This window comes from Bacillus sp. LQ01, assembly GCF_057624735.1.
This window is the reverse complement of sequence record NZ_JBYEZL010000004.1, coordinates 1-22557: the sequence shown is the minus strand read 5'-3', so window position 1 is coordinate 22557 and position 22557 is coordinate 1. Positions and strand designations below refer to the sequence as shown.

Annotated in this window: 20 protein-coding genes, 2 rRNA genes and 1 riboswitch; of the genes, 4 read left to right on the top strand and 18 right to left on the bottom strand. The window is 37.6% G+C overall.

From position 1 onward, the window contains the following. Positions 1-49 precede the first annotated feature (49 nt). Genes AC22L0_RS23605 through pcrB form a run of 4 tightly spaced genes read right to left on the bottom strand, consistent with a single transcriptional unit; the run spans position 50 to position 6239 of the window. Positions 50-1246: a CamS family sex pheromone protein gene (locus AC22L0_RS23605; protein ID WP_000717034.1), complete on the bottom strand. Its 1197-nt coding sequence runs from the start codon at positions 1244-1246 to the stop codon at positions 50-52. Positions 1247-1262: 16 nt separating this feature from the next. Further along, the gene (gene ligA / locus AC22L0_RS23600; RefSeq protein ID WP_000031613.1) at positions 1263-3272 is read right to left on the bottom strand and encodes an NAD-dependent DNA ligase LigA; all 2010 of its coding nucleotides are present in this window, start codon (positions 3270-3272) and stop codon (positions 1263-1265) included. 15 nt (positions 3273-3287) lie between these two features. Continuing rightward, on the bottom strand, positions 3288-5537 hold the full coding sequence (pcrA, locus tag AC22L0_RS23595; protein ID WP_139894270.1) for a DNA helicase PcrA: 2250 nt from the start codon (positions 5535-5537) through the stop codon (positions 3288-3290). A gap of 12 nt (positions 5538-5549) precedes the next feature. Beyond that, complete coding sequence (gene pcrB, locus AC22L0_RS23590; protein ID WP_000272102.1) at positions 5550-6239, bottom strand: heptaprenylglyceryl phosphate synthase; 690 nt, start codon at positions 6237-6239, stop codon at positions 5550-5552. Positions 6240-6576: 337 nt separating this feature from the next. Here pcrB and AC22L0_RS23585 point away from each other — a divergent pair, with 337 nt between their 5' ends. From AC22L0_RS23585 to AC22L0_RS23575, 3 genes are all read left to right on the top strand, one after another. Beyond that, a complete protein-coding gene (locus AC22L0_RS23585; protein ID WP_000812348.1) occupies positions 6577-6954 on the top strand; it encodes a YgaP family membrane protein in 378 nt (125 codons plus the stop codon). 219 nt (positions 6955-7173) lie between these two features. Beyond that, positions 7174-8019 (top strand): SPFH domain-containing protein, encoded by an 846-nt coding sequence (locus AC22L0_RS23580; protein WP_000660669.1) that lies wholly within the window; start codon positions 7174-7176, stop codon positions 8017-8019. Between the two features lie 15 nt (positions 8020-8034). Then, a complete protein-coding gene (locus tag AC22L0_RS23575) occupies positions 8035-8199 on the top strand; it encodes a type II toxin-antitoxin system antitoxin (RefSeq protein ID WP_001085171.1) in 165 nt (54 codons plus the stop codon). 36 nt (positions 8200-8235) lie between these two features. On the opposite strand, the gene purD is transcribed toward AC22L0_RS23575, so the two are convergent. The 12 genes from purD to purE form a co-directional block, all read right to left on the bottom strand. Continuing rightward, on the bottom strand, positions 8236-9507 hold the full coding sequence (gene purD, locus AC22L0_RS23570; RefSeq protein ID WP_001101975.1) for a phosphoribosylamine--glycine ligase: 1272 nt from the start codon (positions 9505-9507) through the stop codon (positions 8236-8238). Positions 9508-9929: 422 nt separating this feature from the next. Continuing rightward, the gene (purH, locus tag AC22L0_RS23565) at positions 9930-11465 is read right to left on the bottom strand and encodes a bifunctional phosphoribosylaminoimidazolecarboxamide formyltransferase/IMP cyclohydrolase (RefSeq protein ID WP_000745434.1); all 1536 of its coding nucleotides are present in this window, start codon (positions 11463-11465) and stop codon (positions 9930-9932) included. 24 nt (positions 11466-11489) lie between these two features. After that, positions 11490-12077, bottom strand: coding sequence for a phosphoribosylglycinamide formyltransferase (gene purN, locus AC22L0_RS23560; protein ID WP_000088596.1), 588 nt, complete (start codon positions 12075-12077; stop codon positions 11490-11492). Beyond that, on the bottom strand, positions 12074-13114 hold the full coding sequence (purM, locus tag AC22L0_RS23555) for a phosphoribosylformylglycinamidine cyclo-ligase (protein ID WP_001262439.1): 1041 nt from the start codon (positions 13112-13114) through the stop codon (positions 12074-12076). Before purM ends, purN begins: the two co-directional genes overlap by 4 nt. Positions 13115-13219: 105 nt before the next feature. Continuing rightward, positions 13220-14635: an amidophosphoribosyltransferase gene (gene purF / locus AC22L0_RS23550; protein WP_000879032.1), complete on the bottom strand. Its 1416-nt coding sequence runs from the start codon at positions 14633-14635 to the stop codon at positions 13220-13222. Next, the gene (gene purL, locus AC22L0_RS23545; protein WP_016111304.1) at positions 14620-16839 is read right to left on the bottom strand and encodes a phosphoribosylformylglycinamidine synthase II; all 2220 of its coding nucleotides are present in this window, start codon (positions 16837-16839) and stop codon (positions 14620-14622) included. Before purL ends, purF begins: the two co-directional genes overlap by 16 nt. Then, positions 16823-17506, bottom strand: a complete 684-nt coding sequence (gene purQ, locus AC22L0_RS23540) for a phosphoribosylformylglycinamidine synthase subunit PurQ (RefSeq protein ID WP_000666787.1) — start codon at positions 17504-17506, stop codon at positions 16823-16825. The genes purL and purQ overlap by 17 nt, the downstream gene beginning before the upstream one ends. Then, entirely contained in the window at positions 17503-17757 is a 255-nt protein-coding gene (purS, locus tag AC22L0_RS23535; protein WP_000278823.1) for a phosphoribosylformylglycinamidine synthase subunit PurS, read from the bottom strand. The genes purQ and purS overlap by 4 nt, the downstream gene beginning before the upstream one ends. Beyond that, a complete protein-coding gene (purC, locus tag AC22L0_RS23530; RefSeq protein WP_001170544.1) occupies positions 17750-18469 on the bottom strand; it encodes a phosphoribosylaminoimidazolesuccinocarboxamide synthase in 720 nt (239 codons plus the stop codon). Before purC ends, purS begins: the two co-directional genes overlap by 8 nt. 88 nt (positions 18470-18557) lie before the next feature. Continuing rightward, entirely contained in the window at positions 18558-19865 is a 1308-nt protein-coding gene (gene purB, locus AC22L0_RS23525; protein ID WP_000625682.1) for an adenylosuccinate lyase, read from the bottom strand. Continuing rightward, a complete protein-coding gene (purK, locus tag AC22L0_RS23520; protein ID WP_000196772.1) occupies positions 19862-21013 on the bottom strand; it encodes a 5-(carboxyamino)imidazole ribonucleotide synthase in 1152 nt (383 codons plus the stop codon). The genes purB and purK overlap by 4 nt, the downstream gene beginning before the upstream one ends. Next, the gene (purE, locus tag AC22L0_RS23515; protein ID WP_000839367.1) at positions 21010-21495 is read right to left on the bottom strand and encodes a 5-(carboxyamino)imidazole ribonucleotide mutase; all 486 of its coding nucleotides are present in this window, start codon (positions 21493-21495) and stop codon (positions 21010-21012) included. Before purE ends, purK begins: the two co-directional genes overlap by 4 nt. A 110-nt stretch (positions 21496-21605) precedes the next feature. After that, positions 21606-21707, bottom strand: a riboswitch (purine riboswitch). Positions 21708-21981: 274 nt separating this feature from the next. Here purE and AC22L0_RS23510 point away from each other — a divergent pair. Beyond that, on the top strand, positions 21982-22233 hold the full coding sequence (locus tag AC22L0_RS23510) for a hypothetical protein (protein ID WP_000953258.1): 252 nt from the start codon (positions 21982-21984) through the stop codon (positions 22231-22233). 43 nt (positions 22234-22276) lie between these two features. Here the strand turns inward: AC22L0_RS23510 and rrf are convergent. Together rrf and AC22L0_RS23500 are read right to left on the bottom strand one after the other, a co-directional pair. After that, positions 22277-22392: ribosomal RNA gene (gene rrf, locus AC22L0_RS23505) — 5S ribosomal RNA — on the bottom strand. A gap of 48 nt (positions 22393-22440) precedes the next feature. Beyond that, a 23S ribosomal RNA gene (locus AC22L0_RS23500) occupies positions 22441-22557 on the bottom strand; the annotation flags it as partial.

Sequence of the window (22557 nt, the reverse complement as noted above, 5' to 3'; positions counted from 1 at the left end):
AAAATTACATAAGAAAAAAAGCTGTTCCATAGAGGAACAGCCTTCATATTTAATCTAAAATTTTCACAAGTGGTTCATCTTGTTTTGCTTCACGTATAATAATAGCTTCTGGGCGTTCTACAGATTTAATCGTTACTTGTACTTTCATATAATTCGGGAAGTATTCCATAACAAGCCCTGCCACATATTGTGTAAAACCAACTATTTCCGCTTTTCCATTAAACTGGACAGGAATATCAAGCTTCATTTCTCTTAATTCATCATCTCTATACATACCAGTACCAATAACAGCTGTATAGTCGCCTTGGAAATAATCGCTTAGTTTTGCCTTAAAGTTGGATACTCTTGCAAGATCTTCACGTTTATTATCTGTTTTCGCTTGCTCTGATGGGAACAAATAATATTTTTCATTAATTTGTTTCCAATCTTCAACCGTTTCACTACCTTTTTCGACATTTGCATAAGAAACAAAATTACCTGGCACGAGCGAAGACTTTGGAGCTTGGCGATAAATCGCAAATGTTATCGGAATATTTTTTGTTTCAGGTTCTTTTTGATGTATGACTTTCAAAATTTCTTGCGCCATTTTTTTCCCTTCAGCTAACATCTTTTCATCTGGGATTGCAGCTTCACGTGGGTAACCATGCTCTTCGTTAAAATATTGAACAGAATTCATCGCTAATCCAACTACCATACCAACACGTTCCTCGCCGTTATCGCCTTTTTTCACATAATAATCATGCTCTAAAATATTTGAAATATATATTGGATTTTTTTTATTTTTCACTTCTAGTGATTCGGATCCTGTTCCTAATGCAGGATTTAATCCTATATTTGGAAATTTAACTGCATCTTTTTTTAATTTTTCCTCTAGTTCCTTTTGTTCAGCATCTGTACGTTTTCTTTTAACAAGCATCTGTATAGTTTGAGTATCTAGAGCTTTTCCGCCTTTTAAAAAATTATCTTTCGTACTAAATGATTCTTTTGCAATTCGCATTAATCCTGTTTCAAATTCATCTATATCAAGGCGACTATTTAACCCTTGCACCACTAAACCACGTGCCTTTCCACCATCAAATGGAATAGTCGTCTTATAATATTCATCCGAAATAGCGTATTTTGGAACAACTGATTGTTCTTTTGCTTTCCCCGATTTCCCAGCCACTTTTTCATCTTTGTCGGCACCTGCACTACACCCACTTACAAGTAGGCCAAGGCTTAATACCGCTAATGCTATTTTTTTCATGGTAAGTTTGCACCTCTTACTTATTTAGCTCTTGTAAGAACCTCTCTTCATTCCAAACCTCAACATTATGTTTCTCCGCTTGTGCTAATTTCGAACCAGCTGCTTCACCTGCAACAACTAAATCCGTACTCTTACTAACACTTCCTGTTACTTTTCCACCTAATGCCTCAATCTTCTTCTTCGCTTCACTTCGTCCCATAACTTCTAGCTTACCTGTTAAAACAACCGTTTTTCCTGCGAAGTAAGATTCAACATTTTGTAAATCTGCAATTTTTATACCTTTGTATGTCATATTCACGCCATACTCTTTAAACTGCTGTAATAACTCTAATACATCTTCATTATCAAAATATGTCACAACAGATTGAGCCATTTTTTCGCCAATTTCATTAATTGCTTTTAGTTCTTCTTCCGTTGCTTTTACAAGCTCATCCATCGTTTCAAAGTGCTCTGCAAATGTACGTGCTGCTTTCGCTCCAACGTGGCGAATTCCAAGACCAAATAATAATCGCTCTAACGAGTTTTCTTTAGAATTTTCAATTGCTTGTATTAAGTTTGTTGCTGATTTTTCACCAAAACGTTCCAACTGTAATAATTGCTCTTTCGTCAATGCATATAAATCAGCAAATGTACGAATGTAATCTGCATCAAAGAGTTGTGTAATGACACGTTCTCCAAGTCCATCAATATTCATCGCATTTCTTGAAACGAAATGGATTAATCCCTCTCGAATTTGAGCCGGACAAGTCGGATTTATACATCGAAGTGCTACTTCTTCTTCTAAACGAACAAGTTCACTCTCACATGCTGGACAATGAGTTGGCATGCGGTATTCTTCTTCCTCACCAGTACGCTTATCAAAAATAACGTTCACAACTTCAGGAATAATATCTCCAGCCTTCTTCACAACAACGTAGTCACCAATTCGAATGTCTTTTTCACGAATTAAATCTTCGTTATGTAAAGAAGCACGACGAACAATCGTACCAGCAACTCTCACTGGCTCTAGTTCTGCAGTCGGTGTTACAACCCCTGTTCGGCCAACACTTAATTCAATGCCTGTTAATCTCGTTACAACTTCTTCAGCCGGAAATTTATAAGCAATCGCCCACCTTGGACTCTTCGCTGTAGTTCCTAGACTTTCTTGAAGAGCAACATCATCTACTTTTATAACGATTCCATCAATCTCATAATCAAGATGCGGACGTTTTTCTTGCCATTCTTCTACATAAGCTATAACTTCTTCAATTGTTTCACATGTACGGCGATTTGGATTTGTCTTAAATCCAAGTTCACCTAAGAAATCCAGCGATTCACTATGTGATGAAATTGTTTTTTCTTCTACATTCGCAAGACCATACACAAACATAGATAAGTTACGCTTCGCTGCAATTTTCGGATCAAGTTGACGTATTGAACCTGCTGCTGCATTACGCGGATTCGCAAATACATCTTCTCCATTTTGCTCTTTTTCTTCATTTAGTTTAACGAATGAACGCTTCGGCATATAAGCTTCGCCTCGTGCTTCTAACGTTACTTCTTCATTTAAACGAAGTGGGATAGCTTTAATCGTTTTTAAATTTTGAGTAATATCTTCACCCGTTACACCATCACCACGTGTTGCCCCTTGAATGAAGCGTCCTTTTTCATAATGAAGCGAAACGGCAAGCCCGTCAATTTTTAATTCACATATATATCTTACATTCGCACCATCAATTCCTTGACGTACTCTTCTATCGAAATCACGTAAATCTCCTTCGTTAAATGCATTTCCTAAACTTAACATTGGTGACTTATGTGTTACTTTTTCAAATATATCAAGAACAGTCCCCCCAACGCGAACGGAGGGAGAATCTTCACTCATAAACTCTGGGTTCTCTGCTTCTAATTTTATAAGCTCCTGCATATTACGGTCATATTCCGCATCAGAAACAGAAGGATTGTCTAATACGTGATATTGATAGTTAAATGTATTTAACAAGTCACGTAATTCTTCTATACGTTTTTTTACTATCTCTTTTGACATATCCTCATTCCTTTCCTATTGTTTCGTCACAGGTGCAAATTTTGCTAACAAACGTTTAACACCAATTGGGCTTGGGAACGCAATATCTAATTCTTTTGCATCACCTTCACCTTTTACACTTACAACTGTACCGACTCCCCATTTTTGGTGGGAAGCTTTATCTCCTACTGCCCAGCCAATTTGTTCGCCGCCTGTCGTCTTAGCCGCAGGGCGCGCGAAAGCTGAACGAGAGCGTGTTGCTGTTGTGATTGTCGTTTTGCCGCTACTTGCCGTTCTGCCTTTTGTACCAAACGATGTTTCACGCTTCGGCGCTGTTTCATTTAATGATTCCACTAGTTCTGTCGGGATTTCTGTAATAAATCGAGACGCAGCGTTCATACTTGTTCTACCAAATAATGTACGCATTTGCGCGTTAGATAAATATAGCTCTTCTTCTGCACGAGTAATACCTACATAAGCAAGACGACGTTCTTCTTGCATTTCATCCTCTTCCATAAGAGAACGAGTATGAGGGAATATCCCTTCCTCTAAGCCAACAATAAAGACAACCGGGAACTCTAATCCTTTCGCCGAGTGCATCGTCATTAAAATAACTTCTTCACCAGCAGTTGGGTCTTCATCTACACGATCAATATCAGCAACAAGTGCTAAATCTGTTAAGAATGCAACAAGGCTCTTATCTTCGCTTTGAGATTCAAATGTTTGCGTAACAGATAAGAACTCGTCTAAGTTTTCTAAACGACCTTCCGCTTCTAAAGAACGTTCATTTTTCAACATATCGCGATAGCCTGTTTTTTCAATAACTTCTTCTACTAATTCTGTAACAGATAAATACTCTTGCATATTTACCCAGTTATTTAATAAATTCGCGAATTCTTTTACTGCCTTTGTAATTTTTGCACTTACTCCAACATGCTCAATCTCATCAAATACAGCAGTTAATGAAATTCCATTTTGCACACCGTAATTAATAATTTTATCGATAGAAGTCGCACCAATGCCACGCTTTGGCACATTTATAATACGTGCAAAACTAATTTCATCATCTGGATTACCGATTAAACGTAAGTACGCCAAAATATCTTTAATCTCTTTACGATCGTAGAACTTCGTACCCCCGACAATTTTATACGGAATGTTAGATTTAAGGAAAATCTCCTCGACCATACGAGACTGAGCATTCGTACGATATAGCACTGCAAAATCAGTATATTTTCGTTTCCCCATTTGAATATCGTCACGAATTTTTTTTGCAACAAAATACGCTTCGTCCTTTTCAGTTGCAGCACGATAATACGAGATTTTACTTCCAACTTGATTGTCTGTCCATAATTTCTTCGGCTTACGATTCGTATTTTTTTCAATAACAGCATTCGCTGCATTTAAAATATTTTGTGACGAACGATAGTTTTGTTCTAACAGAATTACTTGTGCATTCTCATAGTCTTTTTCGAATGACAAAATGTTAGAAATATCTGCACCACGCCAGCGATAAATAGACTGGTCAGAGTCACCCACAACGCAAAGATTTTTAAAACGCGCTGCCAAATGTTTAACAAGAAGATATTGCGCTTTGTTCGTATCTTGATACTCATCAACATGAATATATTGGAACTTACGCTGATAAAACTCTAATACTTCTGGAACACGTTCAAATAGCTGAATCGTCGTCATAATTAAATCATCAAAGTCTAATGAATTATTTTTCAAAAGACGTTTTTGATACTCTGCGTATACATCGCTCGTTAATTTTTCATATGGATCAGCCATTGTAATTTTTTTTGCATATTTATCCGCAGATAACAGTTCATTTTTCGCATTACTAATACCCGCTAAAATAGAGCGCGGCTCAAATTTCTTCGGATCAACATTGCGCTCTTTCATAATTTTTTTGACTACAGTTAGCTGATCACCTGAATCTAAGATTGTAAAGTTACGATTAATACCAATACGATCGATATCGCGTCGTAAAATACGTACACACATAGAGTGGAACGTCGAAATCCAAATATCTTCTGCTTCTGGTCCCACAAGTGTATCAATACGCTCACGCATTTCACGAGCTGCTTTATTTGTGAAGGTAATAGCTAGTACATTCCATGGTGCTACACCTTTTTCACCAAGTAAATACGCAATACGATGTGTTAACACACGTGTCTTACCACTACCTGCACCTGCCATTAATAGAAGTGGTCCATTCGTTGTTTGTACTGCTTTTTGTTGCTGTGGATTTAAACCGTTTAATAACTTATCTGTCATACTCATATACGCCTGCACCTACTCTCCTTTTACTGCTTTAACTGTTTTTAACGCCGATTTTATATCATCATAAATAATATTTCCAACAACTACTGTATCAGCATATTGTGCCATTTCTTTCGCCTGTTCTGCATTAGAAATACCACCGCCATAATATAACTTAGCTTGTTTCAATTCTGCTTTTACATTTTTAACAAGTTCAACATCTCCATACGTACCGCTATATTCTAAATAAAATATCGGTAAACGTAATAGCTTGTCTGCTAAACGAGCATATGCAATAACGTCATCTTCTGTTAAATCACATTTCGCTTCTGTAAGCTGGGCTACTTTCGCTTCTGGATTTAAAACACAATACCCTTCCATAAAAATTTCGTCCCAGTCCATAATATCCCCAAATTCTTTCAATGCCTCATGATGAACACCTGTTACCCATTCTACTTTTCGGCTATTTAAAACACTTGGGATGTAATAAAAATCAAATCCTGGTGTAATTGCTTCTACATCAGAAACCTCTAATACACAAGGAACTGCATATCTACGAATGCTAACTAGCATGTGTAATACGTTATCAATTGTAACTCCATCACTTCCGCCTACAATAACCGCATCAGTTCCAGACTCACAAATCATTTCTAAATGTTCATCGCTTAACTCCTTATTTGGATCAAGCTTAAATACATGTTTCCATCCGGAAATATCGTACATGAAAACACCCTTCCTTTTCTCTAGTTATATATATTTCTGTTCAAAATAACAGTTTATTTTCATCATTACTGTTTTAACTTCATCTTAAATATTTGTTTAAAACGGAGAATTACGTTTGGAATTACCTCTTCCATATTTTTTAAACTAGAGGATTTAATTTTGAAGTTCCTTTTATGCATTCTTTCATTATAACAAAAAAAGTTACTTACACACACGCACAATCCAACATCTTTTTCCACGTCAAATGTTGGATTACATATCCCAAAAATCAAACGGGATACTAATAAGAGAAATAGTATTATCTATTTCAACTTTCATAAAAAGGAGTGTTTTTCTAATGAAGCAAAATATCGGGACAATAAACGCTCTAATTCGAATTACACTTGGGCTCGTCCTCTTCGGATGTAGTGCAACTAAACTTGTACGCAAGCCGTGGTGCACTTGGTCTAACATTTTTCTATGGATTGGTGCAATGAAAGTTGCAGAAGGAATTGTTCGTTTCTGCCCTGTTGTTGAAATGTGGAAATTCGGAAAATACATGAATATGGGGGCATTTAAAATGCCTAGCATGAATTTTGGTGAAAAAGGACATGCTAAAGAAGAAGTGAATCAAACTTCCACTCATGACAAGCCAGAGTCAAAAGGAAGTTATGACGCTTCTGACAAAGAGATTGAGTCAGCGATTGAAGATATAATCCTGGCAAAACCGCTTTGAATCATTTGTCACGATGCAAGATGCTCTCAAAGGGACTTAGCTGCTGCAGTGGGCGGTTAAGTCTTCTTTATTTTACCATAAAACAGAACGTATATTCTCTTTTTGAACCTTAAAATGTATATAAAAGATATCAACCAATAAAATTCAGAAAATTAGATGCATACCTCTTGCTTAAAATGATATAAAAGTGATATCATTTTTATATCAGGAGGCGATCATATGAAAGAAAAACAAGTATTTTATGTAAATGGTTTTCTCGGTATTATTGGAATTTTGATTTTAGCTGCTATCGGTGTATTTTTCCTTGCACAAGAAATTTTCATAGGAGCGGCACTAACTATTATATTAGCCGCAGTTCTCGCTACAGGTATCGGTATTGTTCAACCGAATCAAGCGAAGGTTATTACGTTCTTCGGTAATTATTTAGGAACAATTCGTCAAAACGGTTTATTTTTAACGATTCCGTTCGCATTCCGTCAAACTGTATCTTTACGTGTTGAAAACTTTAACAGTAAAAAATTAAAAGTAAATGACGTTGATGGAAATCCAATTGAAATTGCAGCTGTTATCGTATATAAAGTTGTTGATTCTGCAAAAGCAATGTTTGGTGTTGAACATTATGATCGATTTGTAGAAATTCAAAGCGAAACGGCAATCCGCCATGTTGCAACAAAATATCCTTATGACAATTTCCAAGATGAAACCTGCGTTACGTTACGCGGAAATACTGAAGAAATCTCTGAAGAATTAAAACGTGAGTTAGAGGCGCGTCTTGAAATTGCTGGTGTAGAAGTATTAGAAACTCGTTTAACGCACTTAGCTTACGCAACAGAAATTGCCCATGCAATGCTACAACGCCAGCAAGCAAAAGCAGTATTAGCTGCTAGAAAAGAAATTGTTGAAGGTGCTGTGAAGATGGCGAAAGATTCCATCCATATGTTAGATGAAGAAGGCGTACTAGAACTCGATGACGAGCGTAAAGCAAATATGGTAAACAACTTATTAGTTGCCATCGTTTCAGATAAAGGTGCGCAGCCAGTTATTAATACAGGAAGCCTATACTAAGGGCTATAAGTAATTATGGCTAAAAAGAAAAGCTTTCCATTACGTATTGATCCTGAATTACACGCAGTCATCGAAAAATGGGCAAATGATGAATTTCGTAGCGTCAATGCACACATCGAGTATTTACTTCGAGAAATGGCAAAGCAAAAAGGGAAATTAAAAAAAGATAAAGATGCATAAAAAATCCCGCTGATTCCTCAGCGGGATTTTTACATATTAACTTTTCGTCATCTCATGCCCAATTGCACGATATCCTATATCACTTCGATAAAATAGACCATCACTCTCAATTTTACCGATTTCTTTATATACTTTATCTTTTGCTTCTTGTAAACTATTTGCCTTACAAGCAACAAATAATACACGGCCACCGTTCGTTACAAAGTCCCCATGTTTCATTGCTGTACCTGCATGGAAAACAATCACATCTTGCAGTGCATCTAGTCCGCTAATAATATCACCTTTTTTATATGCTTCTGGATATCCTTTAGAAGCAAGTACAACACCGATTACCGCTTCTTCTGACCATTGTAACGTTAGTTCACTTTCATCTAATACAGCGTTACATACATCAACTAAATCGTTTTCTAATCGAGGTAATACAACTTCTGTTTCAGGATCACCGAAGCGTGCATTAAATTCAATTACCTTCGGACCATCATTTGTTAAAATAAGACCTGCGTATAAAATACCTGTAAACGAACGGTTTTCTTCAATCATCGCCTTAGCAGTTGGATGCAATACGGTTTGAATCGCTTCTTGAACTGCTGATTCTGGAATTTGTGGTACTGGAGAATATGCACCCATTCCGCCCGTATTTGGTCCTTTATCACCATCAAAAGCTCTTTTATGATCTTGGGCGATTATCATTGGATGTACAGTTGTTCCATTCACGAATGCCATTAATGAAAATTCTTGTCCATCTAAAAACTCTTCAATAACGACCTTCTTACTTGCCGCGCCGAATTTCACATCTTGCAGCATTTCTTTCACAGCTTGTAATGCCTCTTCAAGCGTCATCGCTACCGTTACACCTTTACCAGCAGCTAGGCCGTCAGCTTTAATAACGATTGGTGCACCAACTTTTTGAATGTACTGTACTGCTTCTTCATAATCTGTAAAAGTTTCGTACGCCGCAGTTGGAATATCATACTTTTTCATAAGCTCTTTTGTAAAAGCTTTACTACCTTCAATAACAGCAGCCGCTTTATTCGGACCAAATACGCGAAGTCCCTCTTCTTTAAAACGATCAACAATTCCATTCATAAGCGGAATTTCTGGTCCAACGAAAGTTAACTCAACATTATTCTCTTTTGCAAATAAAACTAATGCATCAAAATCATTTTCATCAATATCAACTGGTGTTGCAACATCTCTCATACCTTCATTACCTGGTGCTACATATACCTTTTCTACTTTTTCAGATTGTGCAAACTTCCAAGCTAAAGCATGCTCACGCCCACCGCGGCCAATTACTAAAACATTCATATTTCATCCCCCAATAATTAAATAAGTACAAACTAGAAGCTATGCTCCTAGTTTGCTTTTTCATATCAATAAAAGGTTATCTCGACCAGACTTTTTAAACATCCATATCAATAAAGGTTTAAAAAGGAGGATTAAGAGAACCGAGCAGGTCGAGGCGCATTTGCCAGGAGGACACGGAGTGTAGCTTTCCTACATGAGTACCGCACTGGCGATGCAACGACGACATGCGAAGGTTCTCTTAACCGGACTTTTTTAACATCCATATCAATAAAGGTTTAAAAAGGAGGATTAAGAGAACCAAGCAGGTCGAGGCGCATTTGCCAGGAGGACACGGAGTGTAGCTTTCCTACATGAGTACCGCACTGGCGATGCAACGACGACATGCGAAGGTTCTCTTAACCGGACTTTTTAAACATCCTCTATTAGTGTTTGAAATGACGTACGCCAGTGAACACCATAGCAATCCCGTAAGTATCTGCCACTTTAATAGAATCTTCATCACGGATTGATCCGCCCGGTTGAATGATTGCTGTAATTCCTGCTTTTGCTGCTTCTTCTAATGTATCTGGCATTGGGAAGAAAGCATCAGATGCAAGCGCGCTACCTTGTGCTTTTTCACCAGCTTGTGTAATTGCGATTTTTGCAGAACCTACACGGTTCATCTGTCCCGCACCGACACCAATTGTCATATCATCTTTCGCTAAAACAATTGCGTTTGATTTCACATGTTTTACAACTTTCCAAGCGAGTTTTAAATCTTTCCATTCTTGCTCTGAAGGTTCACGTTTCGTTGGAATTGAAATTGTACTTTCATCTAATGATAACGTATCTTCCTCTTGAACAAGAAGTCCACCTTGTACAGAAGTTAGTTTTTTGCTTGCACTTGTCGCTTTTTCAATATTTATAGTTAATAAACGTAAGTTCTTCTTACTTTGCAACACTTCTAAAGCTTCTTGCGAGAACGAAGGTGCGATAACAATTTCTAAGAAAATTTCATGTAACTTTTCTGCTGTAGCTTTATCAATTTCACGATTTGCTGCAATAATACCGCCGAAGATTGATACTGGATCTGCTTCATAAGCACGAGTATATGCTTCGTGAATATTAGTTCCTACTCCAACACCACATGGATTCATATGCTTTACTGCTACTACTGCTGGTTCTGTAAATTCTTTTACGATGCTAAGCGCTGCGTCTGCATCATTAATATTGTTATACGATAATTCCTTACCGTGTAATTGTTCTGCGTATGCAACAGAAGACGTTGCTGCGAATGGCGCTTTATAGAAAGTTGCTTTTTGATGTGGGTTCTCGCCATAGCGTAAGTCTTGCTTTTTCTCAAATGTCACAGTTAATGTTTCTGGACTTTCTTCACCCATTTGCTCTGTTAAGTAGTTAGAAATTAACGCATCATACGCTGCTGTATGACGGAATACTTTCGCTGCTAGTTTACGTTTTGTTTCCTCTGCTACTTCACCGTTCTCTTTCAGTTCTGCTAACACAATATCATAATCTACTGGATCTACAATTACCGATACGAATTTATGATTTTTCGCAGCAGAGCGAATCATTGTTGGGCCACCGATATCAATATTTTCAATTGCATCAGCAAATGTTACATCAGGCTTAGCGATTGTTTCTTTAAATGGGTATAAGTTAACAACAACAAAGTCAATTGGCTCTATACCTAACTCATTCATTTGTGTTACATGTGTTTCATTATCACGAACTGCTAATAGACCACCATGAATATTTGGATGTAATGTTTTCACACGGCCATCCATAATTTCAGGGAAACCAGTTACTTCAGAAATGCCGATTACTTGTAAGCCATTTTCTTCTAGTAACTTTTTCGTACCACCTGTTGAAATAACTTCAATCCCTTGTTCTAGTAACCCTTTAACAAATTCTACTACTCCTGTTTTATCTGAAACACTTACTAATGCACGCTTTTTCATTTATCCTTCACCCCTGGTTGTATGTTAGTTAACAGTTGATTCTTTCACAGACTGAACAATTTGATTCACTGTATTTACGTATAATTTATGTTCAACTTGTTGAATTTTCTTTTGTAAGCTTTCTCTCGTATCCCCTTCAGAAACAACCACTGCTTCTTGTGCAATAATTGGCCCTGTATCCATACCTGCATCTACATAATGAATTGTTACTCCAGTTACTTTCACACCTGCTTCTAACGCTTGACCGACAGCATCTTTACCCGGAAAGCTCGGTAGTAATGATGGATGAATATTAATAATCTTCCCGCCGTATGCTTCTAGTAACGTCGGCCCGATTAAACGCATATATCCAGCTAAAATAACATAATCAATTTCATATTCTTCTAGCTTCTTTAATATCTCTTTTTCAAACGCTTCTTTTGACTCATATGCTTTCGCTGAAAAAGCAAAACACGGAATATGATGATAATTTGCCCGTCCAACAGCTCGTGCTTCTGGTTTATCACATACTAATAAACTAATTTCTGCACCCAATCTTTTTTCTTCTACCGCATTAACGAGAGATTGAAAGTTAGATCCACTTCCAGAAGCAAAAACTGCTAATCTACTCATAGTGCTGTGCCCCCATTAAAAGTAACGCCAGCTCCTTGTATAGTACGTCCAATAATACGAGCCATTTCTCCTTGCTCTTCAAGAAGACGAACAACATCTTTTGCATCTTCTTCCTTCACTGCTACTACCATACCAATACCCATGTTAAAAATATTGAACATTTCTTTCTCTTCCAGTTTTCCAACTTCTTGAAGCAAACTAAAAATCGGCTGAATTTCCCAAGATCCTAGTTCAATCTCAGCACCGATTCCTTCTGGCAACATGCGTGGAATATTTTCAATAAATCCACCACCTGTAATATGCGCCATACCGTATACTTCATGTTTCTTCAATAGTTCTAAAATAGGTTTGACATAAATTTTCGTTGGTTTTAATAATTCTTCACCAAGAGGTAGTTCTAAGCGGCCATAAATACGCTCTAAAGATAGTTCCCCATCTTCTAATAACACTTTTCGTACTAAAGAGTAACCATTGCTATGAATACCGCTAGATGCTAAGCCAATTAGCACGTGACCAGCTTCAATCTTTTCACCTGTTACAATTTTCTTTTTATCAACAATCCCAACTGTAAAACCAGCTAAATCATATTCTTCCGTAGAATACATTCCTGGCATTTCAGCTGTTTCTCCACCGATTAATGCACAACCAGCTTGGCGACAGCCCTCTGATATACCTTTGACGATGTTTTCAATTTTACTAGGTTCAGCTTTACCACAAGCAATATAATCAAGGAAGAAAAGCGGCTCTGCTCCTTGGACAACAATATCATTTACACACATTGCTACTGCATCAATACCAATTGTGTCATGTTTATCTGCCATAAAAGCGAGCATCAATTTCGTTCCCACGCCATCTGTTCCAGATACTAATACAGGTTCTTCTAATGCAAATTTTGATAGATCAAACATACCTCCAAAACCGCCTAAACCGCCTAGTACTTCTTTTCTCATAGTTGTTTGTACGTGTTTTTTCATGCGAGATACCGCTTCATATCCAGCTTCAATATCTACTCCTGCTTGCTTATATGCATTCGCCATCGTTATTTACACCTCGTCTTTTAATTTCTCCCCATCCAGGGCGGGCTATTTTAAGAAAGGATCTAGCTCCTACATCAAAAGAAGTAGAAGCTTTTCTCACTTTTCTTATTTCATACTTTCTAAAAGCTCTTGCTCATAATCATAAAGAGCTGTTGGATAGTCCCCATTAAAGTAAGCCATGCATAGGCCGCCATATTTCCCTTCATATGGACGTCCAATTGCATCTACTAATCCATCTTCGCTTAAAAATGTTAAAGAATCTGCTCCGATCATTTCACGGATTTCTTCTACTGTATGATTTGCTGCAATTAATTCTTTTCTCGTTTGAATATCAATGCCATAGAAACATGGATATTTCAGAGGTGGTGAAGCAATTCTTACGTGAACTTCTGTCGCTCCAGCTTCACGAAGCATACGAACAATTCGTTTACTTGTCGTTCCTCTTACGATAGAGTCATCAATCATAACAACTCGTTTCCCTTCAACTACACCTCTTACTGCGGAAAGCTTCATCTTAACCCCTTGCTCTCGCAGTTCCTGAGAAGGTTGAATAAACGTACGTCCAACGTAACGATTTTTAATTAATCCTAACTCATATGGAATACCTGTCGCCTCCGCATAGCCAATCGCAGCTGAAATACTAGAGTCTGGTACACCAGTAACAACATCTGCTTCAATAGGAGCTTCTGCCGCTAAACGTTTCCCCATATTCTTACGTGCTGCATGGACGTTAACACCAGCAATATTAGAATCTGGTCGTGCAAAGTAAATATATTCCATACTACAAATTGCATGTTCTACATCGTTTGTGAAACGATCTACGTGAATTCCTTCATCATTAATGACAAGTAATTCACCCGGTTCTACATCACGAATGTATGTTGCACCTACTACATCAAAAGCACATGTTTCAGATGCTACAACGTAAGCATCCCCCATCTTTCCAATTGAAAGCGGACGGAACCCATTCGGATCTAATGCAACGATCATTTCATTTCCAGTTAGTAAAAGATACGCAAACGCACCTTTCACTTTATTTAAAGCCTCTTTTACACTTTCAATTAAAGAATCTTTCGTGCTACGTTTAATAAGATGTAAAAGTACTTCTGTATCTGAACTAGTTTGAAAAATACTGCCCTCTGCTTCTAATTCACGACGAAGCATTTTTGCGTTAATTAAATTTCCGTTATGAGCTAACGCCATACTATGATCGGAAAAACGGAACAACAATGGTTGAACGTTAGCAACTTCACTTCCACCAGCTGTTGCATATCGTACATGTCCGATTGCTGATTTTCCATTTAATCCTTCTAGCTCACCTCTTGAAAACACTTCTGATATTAAACCTAACCCCTTGTGACCGACGATTTTTTCCCCATTATTTACGACAATGCCTGCGCCTTCTTGCCCACGGTGCTGTAAACTGTGCAATCCGTAGTATGAAACTTGTGCTGCATTTTCATGCCCCCAAATTCCGAAAACGCCACATTCTTCGTTTAACCCCTTTATTTCAGCAAGCATGGGATTGCCCCTTTCCAAGCCTTTCTCATTTCATCTACATTTGCTGTAAGTAATACTTCATTTTCTTCATTATGAATTGTTACTTCATTTGTACTTGTTACTTCTCCAACTTGGATTGCTTCTACCACTTTCTCAAACGCCTCTTTATTTTCACGTTTTACAGTTATCACGAAGCGAGACTGTGATTCAGCGAATAATGCTGCTGTTGCTTCTCCATCTAATTTCACAGTAGCACCTAAGCCTTTAGCACCAATTGCACTTTCTGAAATCGCAACTGCTAAACCACCTTCAGCAACATCATGTGCAGATTGAACAAGACCAGCTTGAATTGCTTCTAATACTTGTTTTTGGCGTTTTAATTCTACATCTAAATCGATACTTGGTGATTGACCGAAAATTTTGCCGTGAATCATTTTCTGTAATTCACTTCCGCCAAACTCAGCTTTCGTCTCACCAATTACATACACTAAATCACCAGCTTGCTTAAACTCTTGTGTTGTTACATGTTTTAAGTCATGCACAAGTCCGACCATCCCAACAGTTGGTGTTGGATATACAGCTTCACCACTACGCTCGTTATACATCGATACGTTTCCGCCGATAACTGGTGTTTGTAATGTGCGACAAGCTTCACTCATACCGTCTACTGATTTCTCAATCTGCCAGAAGATTTCTGGTTTTTCTGGGTTCCCGAAGTTTAAGCAATCTGTAATTGCAAGTGGCTCTCCGCCAGAACATACGATATTACGCGCTGCCTCTGCTACTGCAATTTTACCGCCCATCTCTGGGTCTAGATAAATGTAGCGAGAGTTACAATCTGTCGTCATTGCTAATCCTTTTTCTGTACCGCGTACACGTACAACTGCAGCATCTGAACCTGGCGTAACAACTGTGCTTGTGCGAACTTGGTAATCGTATTGATCGTATACCCACTCTTTACTTGCAATTGTTGGTTGCTGTAATAAAGCAAATAACGCGTCTTTATAATTTTCTACTTTTGGCGTTTCCATTTTCATTGCTTGGAATTCAGCAAAGTATGCTGCTTCTTTTGATGGCTTATGATAAATTGGTGCTTCTTCTGCTAAAGCATCTGCTGGAACTTCAGCTACCTTTTCACCTTTATGGAATAAACGAAGCATTTTATCTTCTGTTACTTTCCCCATCGTAACCGCTGCAAGACCATACTTCTCAAATAAATCTACTATTTCTTGTTCTCTACCTTTTTTCACGACAATTAACATACGCTCTTGTGATTCAGATAGCATCATTTCATATGGTGTCATTCCTGTTTCACGCTGTGGTACATCATCTAAGTACATTTCAATACCCATTCCTGCTTTACTTGCCATTTCTGCAGATGATGATGTTAAACCAGCCGCACCCATATCTTGAATTCCAACAAGTGCATCGGATTGAATTAATTCTAAACACGCTTCAATAAGAAGCTTTTCCATAAATGGATCCCCTACTTGAACCGCTGGACGTTTCGCTTCTGAGCTTTCAGATAGTTCTTCCGACGCGAATGTTGCACCGTGAATACCGTCACGACCAGTTGATGCTCCTACGTACATTACTGTGTTACCAGCACCGTGCGCTTGCCCTTTTTTAATGTCTTCGTGGTTAATCAAACCTACGCACATTGCATTTACAAGTGGATTTCCTTCATAACATGGATCAAATTGTACTTCGCCGCCAACAGTCGGAATACCGATGCAGTTACCGTATCCTGCAATTCCTGCTACTACTTCTTCGAATAAATATTTCACACGTGGTGACTGTAATTCACCGAAACGAAGTGAGTTTAATAGAGCTACCGGGCGTGCTCCCATAGAGAATACGTCACGAATAATACCACCAACACCTGTTGCAGCTCCTTGATATGGTTCAATAGCTGAAGGATGGTTATGACTTTCCATTTTAAATACAACTGCTTGATTATCACCGATATCTACAATTCCAGCACCTTCTCCAGGTCCTTGCAGAACGCGCTCACCTGTAGTTGGAAACTTACGAAGAACTGGTTTCGAATTTTTATAACTACAATGTTCAGACCACATTACAGAGAATAACCCTGTTTCTGTATAATTTGGCAGACGACCTAAAATCTTTTCAACCATGGCAAACTCTTCGTCTGTTAGCCCCATTTCCGCATATATACGCTCTTCTTTAATTTGTGTTGGATTTGGTTCAAGCATTAACGACATATGTTTCCCTCCACTGTTTTAAGATAGATTGAAAGACTTTTAACCCTTCAGCACCGCCAAGTAATTCATCTACAGCACGCTCTGGATGTGGCATCATACCAAGTACATTTCCTTTTTCATTTACAATACCAGCAATATCTGAAACGCTACCGTTAGGGTTTTCTACGTAACGGAATGCGATTTGATTGTTCTCTTCTAATTGTTTAAGCGTCGCTTCATCACAATAGTAATTCCCCTCACCATGCGCGATTGGAATATTAATTACTTCATCTTTTCCATATTGTGATGTAAACATCGTTTCATTATTTTCAACACGCAACTGAACAGTGCGACACATAAATTTTAAGTTTTCGTTTCTCATTAACGCTCCTGGTAGTAATCCTGATTCAACAAGAATCTGGAATCCATTACATACACCTAAAATCGGCTTTCCTTGCTCAGCAGCTTTTTGCACTGCTTTCATTGCATTAGCAAAGCGAGAGATAGCACCGCAGCGTAAGTAGTCACCATAAGAAAATCCACCTGGTAGTAGAATTGCATCATATTCATCTAGATTCTCTGTATCGTGCCAAACGTAATCTACTTCTTCGCCAAGCTCATCTTTAATTGCATGGAACATATCGACATCACAGTTCGAACCCGGAAATACTATTACGGCAAATTTCACTGTGCGACAACCTCCTCAACTTCATAACGGAAGTCTTCCATTACAACGTTCGCTAATAGTTTTTCACACATTTCCTTTACCTTGCTATCTAAATCAGATACAGATTTATCAATTGTTAGTTCCATGTACTTTCCGATTCGAACATCTTGTACTTCTGTGAATGAAAGACTATGAAGTGCTCCTTTTACTGCTGTTCCTTGTGGATCTAATACGCTTTCTCTTAATGTTACATATACCTTAACTTTATACATGTGAAATTCCCCCTAAACGTTTTAAAATCTCTTCATAAGCATCTGTTAAATTTCCAAGATCGCGACGGAATACGTCTTTATCAAACTTTTCATTGCTCGTTTCATCCCATAAACGGCAAGTATCCGGTGAAATTTCATCCGCTAAAATGATTTCTCCTTCTTCCGTTACACCAAACTCTAATTTGAAATCTACTAATCTTACACGACAGCTTGCGAAATGATCAATCAACACTTGATTGATTTGTAGAGCCATATCTCGTAATACACTTACTTGCTCTGGTGATGCAACGTTTAATACACGAATATGATCTTCCGTTACAAGCGGATCTCCTAAATCATCATCTTTGAAGTAAAATTCTACGATTGGTTCTGCAAGTACAGTTCCCTCTTCCATTCCTAATCGTTTTGAAAGACTTCCTGCAATTACATTTCTTGTGACAACTTCTAAAGGAATAATACTCACTTTTTTAACAAGTTGTTCTGTTTCAGATAACTTCTCAACAAAATGTGTTTTAATTCCCACTTCTTGTAACTTTCTGAACAATAAAGTTGTAATTTCATTGTTCAAACGACCTTTTCCTGTAATCGTCTCTTTTTTCTCCCCATTGAAAGCAGTCGCACTATCTTTGTACTCTACCCAAACCATATCTGCTGATTCTGTACGATAAATTCTTTTTGCCTTACCTTCATACAGCAATTCTAGCTTTTGCATTTCGCAAGCCCCCTGTAGTTTGAAAAATGTGAATAATGTTTTTATAAAGAATGGCACAGAATGACTCTATTCTGTGCCATATGAAATTTTACGCTTCGTTTAATCCAAGGCGTTCAAAGATTGTATCAACGTGTTGCATATGATGCTCATAGTTGAAGCATTCATTAATTTCTTCTTGTGTTAACTTGCTTGTAATACGCTCATCAGCTTCTACAAGCTCTTTAAATTGTACTTGTGTTTCCCAGGCTTCCATCGCTTTAGGCTGTACGATATCATAAGCTTCTTCACGTACCATACCTTTGTCGATTAGTGTAAGCATTACGCGCTGAGAATAAATTAAGCCGTATGTTCTTGTCATATTGCGTTTCATATTCTCTGGGTATACAGTTAAGTTTTTAACGATATTACCAAAGCGATTTAACATGTAATTTAATGCGATTGTAGCATCTGGTAAAATTACACGTTCTGCCGAAGAGTGAGAAATGTCACGCTCATGCCATAATGGAACATTTTCGTAAGCTGTCATCATATAACCGCGGATAACACGAGCTAAACCAGTCATATTTTCAGAACCAATTGGATTACGTTTATGTGGCATTGCAGAAGAACCTTTTTGACCTTTTGCGAAAGCTTCTTCAACTTCACGTGTTTCACTCTTTTGTAAACCACGAATCTCAACTGCCATCTTTTCGATAGATGTTGCAATTAGTGCAAGTGTTGACATGTAGTGTGCGTGACGATCACGTTGCAATGTTTGTGTTGAAATTGGTGCTGCTTCTAATCCTAAGTTTTCACAAACATATTTTTCTACGAATGGATCGATATTTGCATATGTACCAACCGCACCAGATAGTTTACCAACACGAACTGTATCAGCAGCTTGTTTGAAACGCTCTACGTTACGTTTCATTTCTTCATACCAAAGACCAAGTTTTAAACCAAATGTTGTTGGTTCTGCATGAACACCATGTGTTCTTCCCATCATGATTGTGTATTTATGCTCTTTCGCTTTGTTAGCTAAAATGCTTACAAAGTTCTCTAAGTCTTTTAATATAATTTCATTCGCTTGTTTTAAGATGTAAGATAATGCTGTATCTACTACGTCTGTAGATGTTAAACCGTAATGAACCCATTTACGTTCCTCACCTAATGCTGGCGTTTCTGATACAGCACGAGTGAATGCAACTACGTCATGACGTGTTTCTTTTTCAATTTCATAAATACGATCAATATCAAATGATGCATGCTCACGAATTTTCTTAACATCTTCTTTTGGAATATCGCCAAGCTCAGCCCATGCTTCACAAGCTAAAATCTCAACTTCTAACCATGCTTTAAATTTGTTCTCTTCCGTCCAAATTGCACCCATTTCTGGGCGTGTATAACGACTAATCATCTTTTTCCCTCCAACAGTTGTTCTTGATGGTCCCAAATATGCAAACTCTTCGCTTTTTCTAGAGCGACTTCAATATTATCATTTAAAATATTAACATGCCCCATTTTTCGCTGTGCTTTTGCTTCTTCTTTTCCATACAAGTGTAAATAGCACCCGGTTAATCTATTCACTTGTCTTAGGACCCCTTCTATATGTTCGCCTAAAATGTTTACCATGACAACTGGTTTTAACAAATTTGTTTCTCCTAGAGGTAAATTACAGATTGCTCGAATATGTTGACCAAATTGACTCGTCTCACATGCATCCTGTGTATAGTGTCCTGAATTGTGAGGTCTTGGCGCTAATTCATTAATATAAATCTCACCATTATCTGTAGCAAACATCTCTACAGCTAGTGTTCCCACAAGTTCTAATTCATCCGCAAGTACCTTTGCATAAGCAATTGCTTTTTGAGAAAGCTCTTCTGTAATGCGAGCTGGAACGATAGATTCATGTAAAATGTTATTTACATGAATATTTTCTGCTACTGGAAACACTTTTGTTTCACCACTTACACTACGAATCACAATAACTGATACTTCTTTTTCAAAAGGCACCCATTTCTCTAAAATACATTCTGCTTTATCCACAAGATTTCTTGCTGTCTCAACATCAGCTTCACTTCTTAAAACAACTTGTCCTTTCCCATCATATCCACCTGTCGTCGTTTTTAAGACGGAAGAGAATGATAACTCAGCAATTGCTTCTGTAAGCTGATCTTGATTTTGAACTAATCTATACGTTGCTACTGGTAACCCAGCCTTCTCAATCGCATTCTTTTCTGTAAAACGATTTTGCGTTGTATTTAACAACTGACTACCTTGTGGTAAGTACGCATGTTTTTCAAGCCATTGTAAACATCTATAATCAATATTCTCAAATTCATATGTGACAACATCACTTATCTCTGCTAAATGCTGAATTGCTTTTAAATCATCATATGGTGCAACAATTTCAATATCAGCAACTTGTGCACATGGTGAATGCTTTGTAGGATCTAAAACAGCAATTTTATATCCCATTTCCTTAGCTGCCAATGCCATCATTCTTCCTAGCTGGCCGCCTCCAATAATACCGATTGTTTTTCCAGGTAAAATGATTCTCGTCATACTAGCTCACTACCTTCACGCACATCTTTTTCAATCGCTTCTCGTCTCAATTCTAATGCATCATGTATATCATCATGGAATGATCCAAGTATTTGTGCGGCAAGTAATCCAGCATTCGTTGAACCAGCTTTACCAATTGCAACAGTTGCAACTGGAACACCTCCTGGCATTTGGACGATGGATAATAATGAATCTAAGCCGTTTAATGCTTTTGATTGAACTGGAACTCCAATTACAGGAAGATTTGTCTTCGCTGCAACCATTCCTGGTAAATGTGCTGCTCCACCAGCTCCAGCAATAATAACTTTCAATCCACGTTCACGAGCCGTCTCTGCATATTCAAACATATAATCCGGAGTCCGATGAGCGGATACAACTTTTTTCTCATACGGTATATTTAATTCATCTAAAATGTCACAAGCATATTTCATTGTTTCCCAGTCTGACGTGCTTCCCATTATGACTCCAACTAGTGATTTCATATTAGAATCCCCCCGATTCAAATAAAAAAAGCCTGAAATAGAACAGTTTCTCTTTTACTATGAGAGAAAGCGCTCTACTCAGGCATACGTATCCCTTGTGAATAGAAAAATACCGAGTGACTTTCCCTCATAGTCTAACGAATAACGGTCGTTAGGTAGAGACTTGCAGGCCATATCCCCGCGATTATATGAGGTCTTATATTATTGTTTCTATGGCTATATTAACAATATTTCATAAACAATGTCAATAAATAATCGAATGTTTTTTTATTAGTAGTCAATAACGTTCGTGTTTTAGTTATATTCAAAAGAAGAATTGCAACTATATGCAAGAAGAAAAGGGAATTAGAATATATATTTCTAGACATCTATTTTACGTATAATCGTTTAAATGGCACTTCAGTATGTTTTAAATCAAAATATATATACTCTTGTATTATTATAACGATTTAATTTCTAAGGAGGATAACTGTTAAAGAAAGAACTATGCTATCATCCTATTTATTTTTCTCTATTGCAGTAATTTCTGTAATTATTAAATACTTATTTATAGCATCTCATTATTTAAAATATATACTTATGATAGAAATAATGTGTCCTATTTTAAGTATTACTTTAGTGGCATTAGGAAAATCAGGAACACTAAAAGTTATTGCTATTATTTTAAACAGTCTCTATTTCATTCTTTTTTCGTCTTTAGCTTTATTAAATTTATGGATTATAACATTCGGTAAATAGAAATAAACACAAAAAAACCTAAGTCAAAATGACTTAGGTTCTTGCTTGGCGACGTCCTACTCTCACAGGGACAAGGTCCCAACTACCATCGGCGCTAGAGAGCTTAACTTCCGTGTTCGGTATGGGAACGGGTGTGACCTCTCTGCCATCATCACCAAACTATGAAGGCATATTCCTTCAAAACTAGATAACATTGCTACATATTATATGGTTAAGTCCTCGATCTATTAGTATTCGTCAGCTCCACATGTCACCATGCTTCCACCTCGAACCTATCAACCTGATCATCTTTCAGGGATCTTACTAGCTTACGCTATGGGAAAT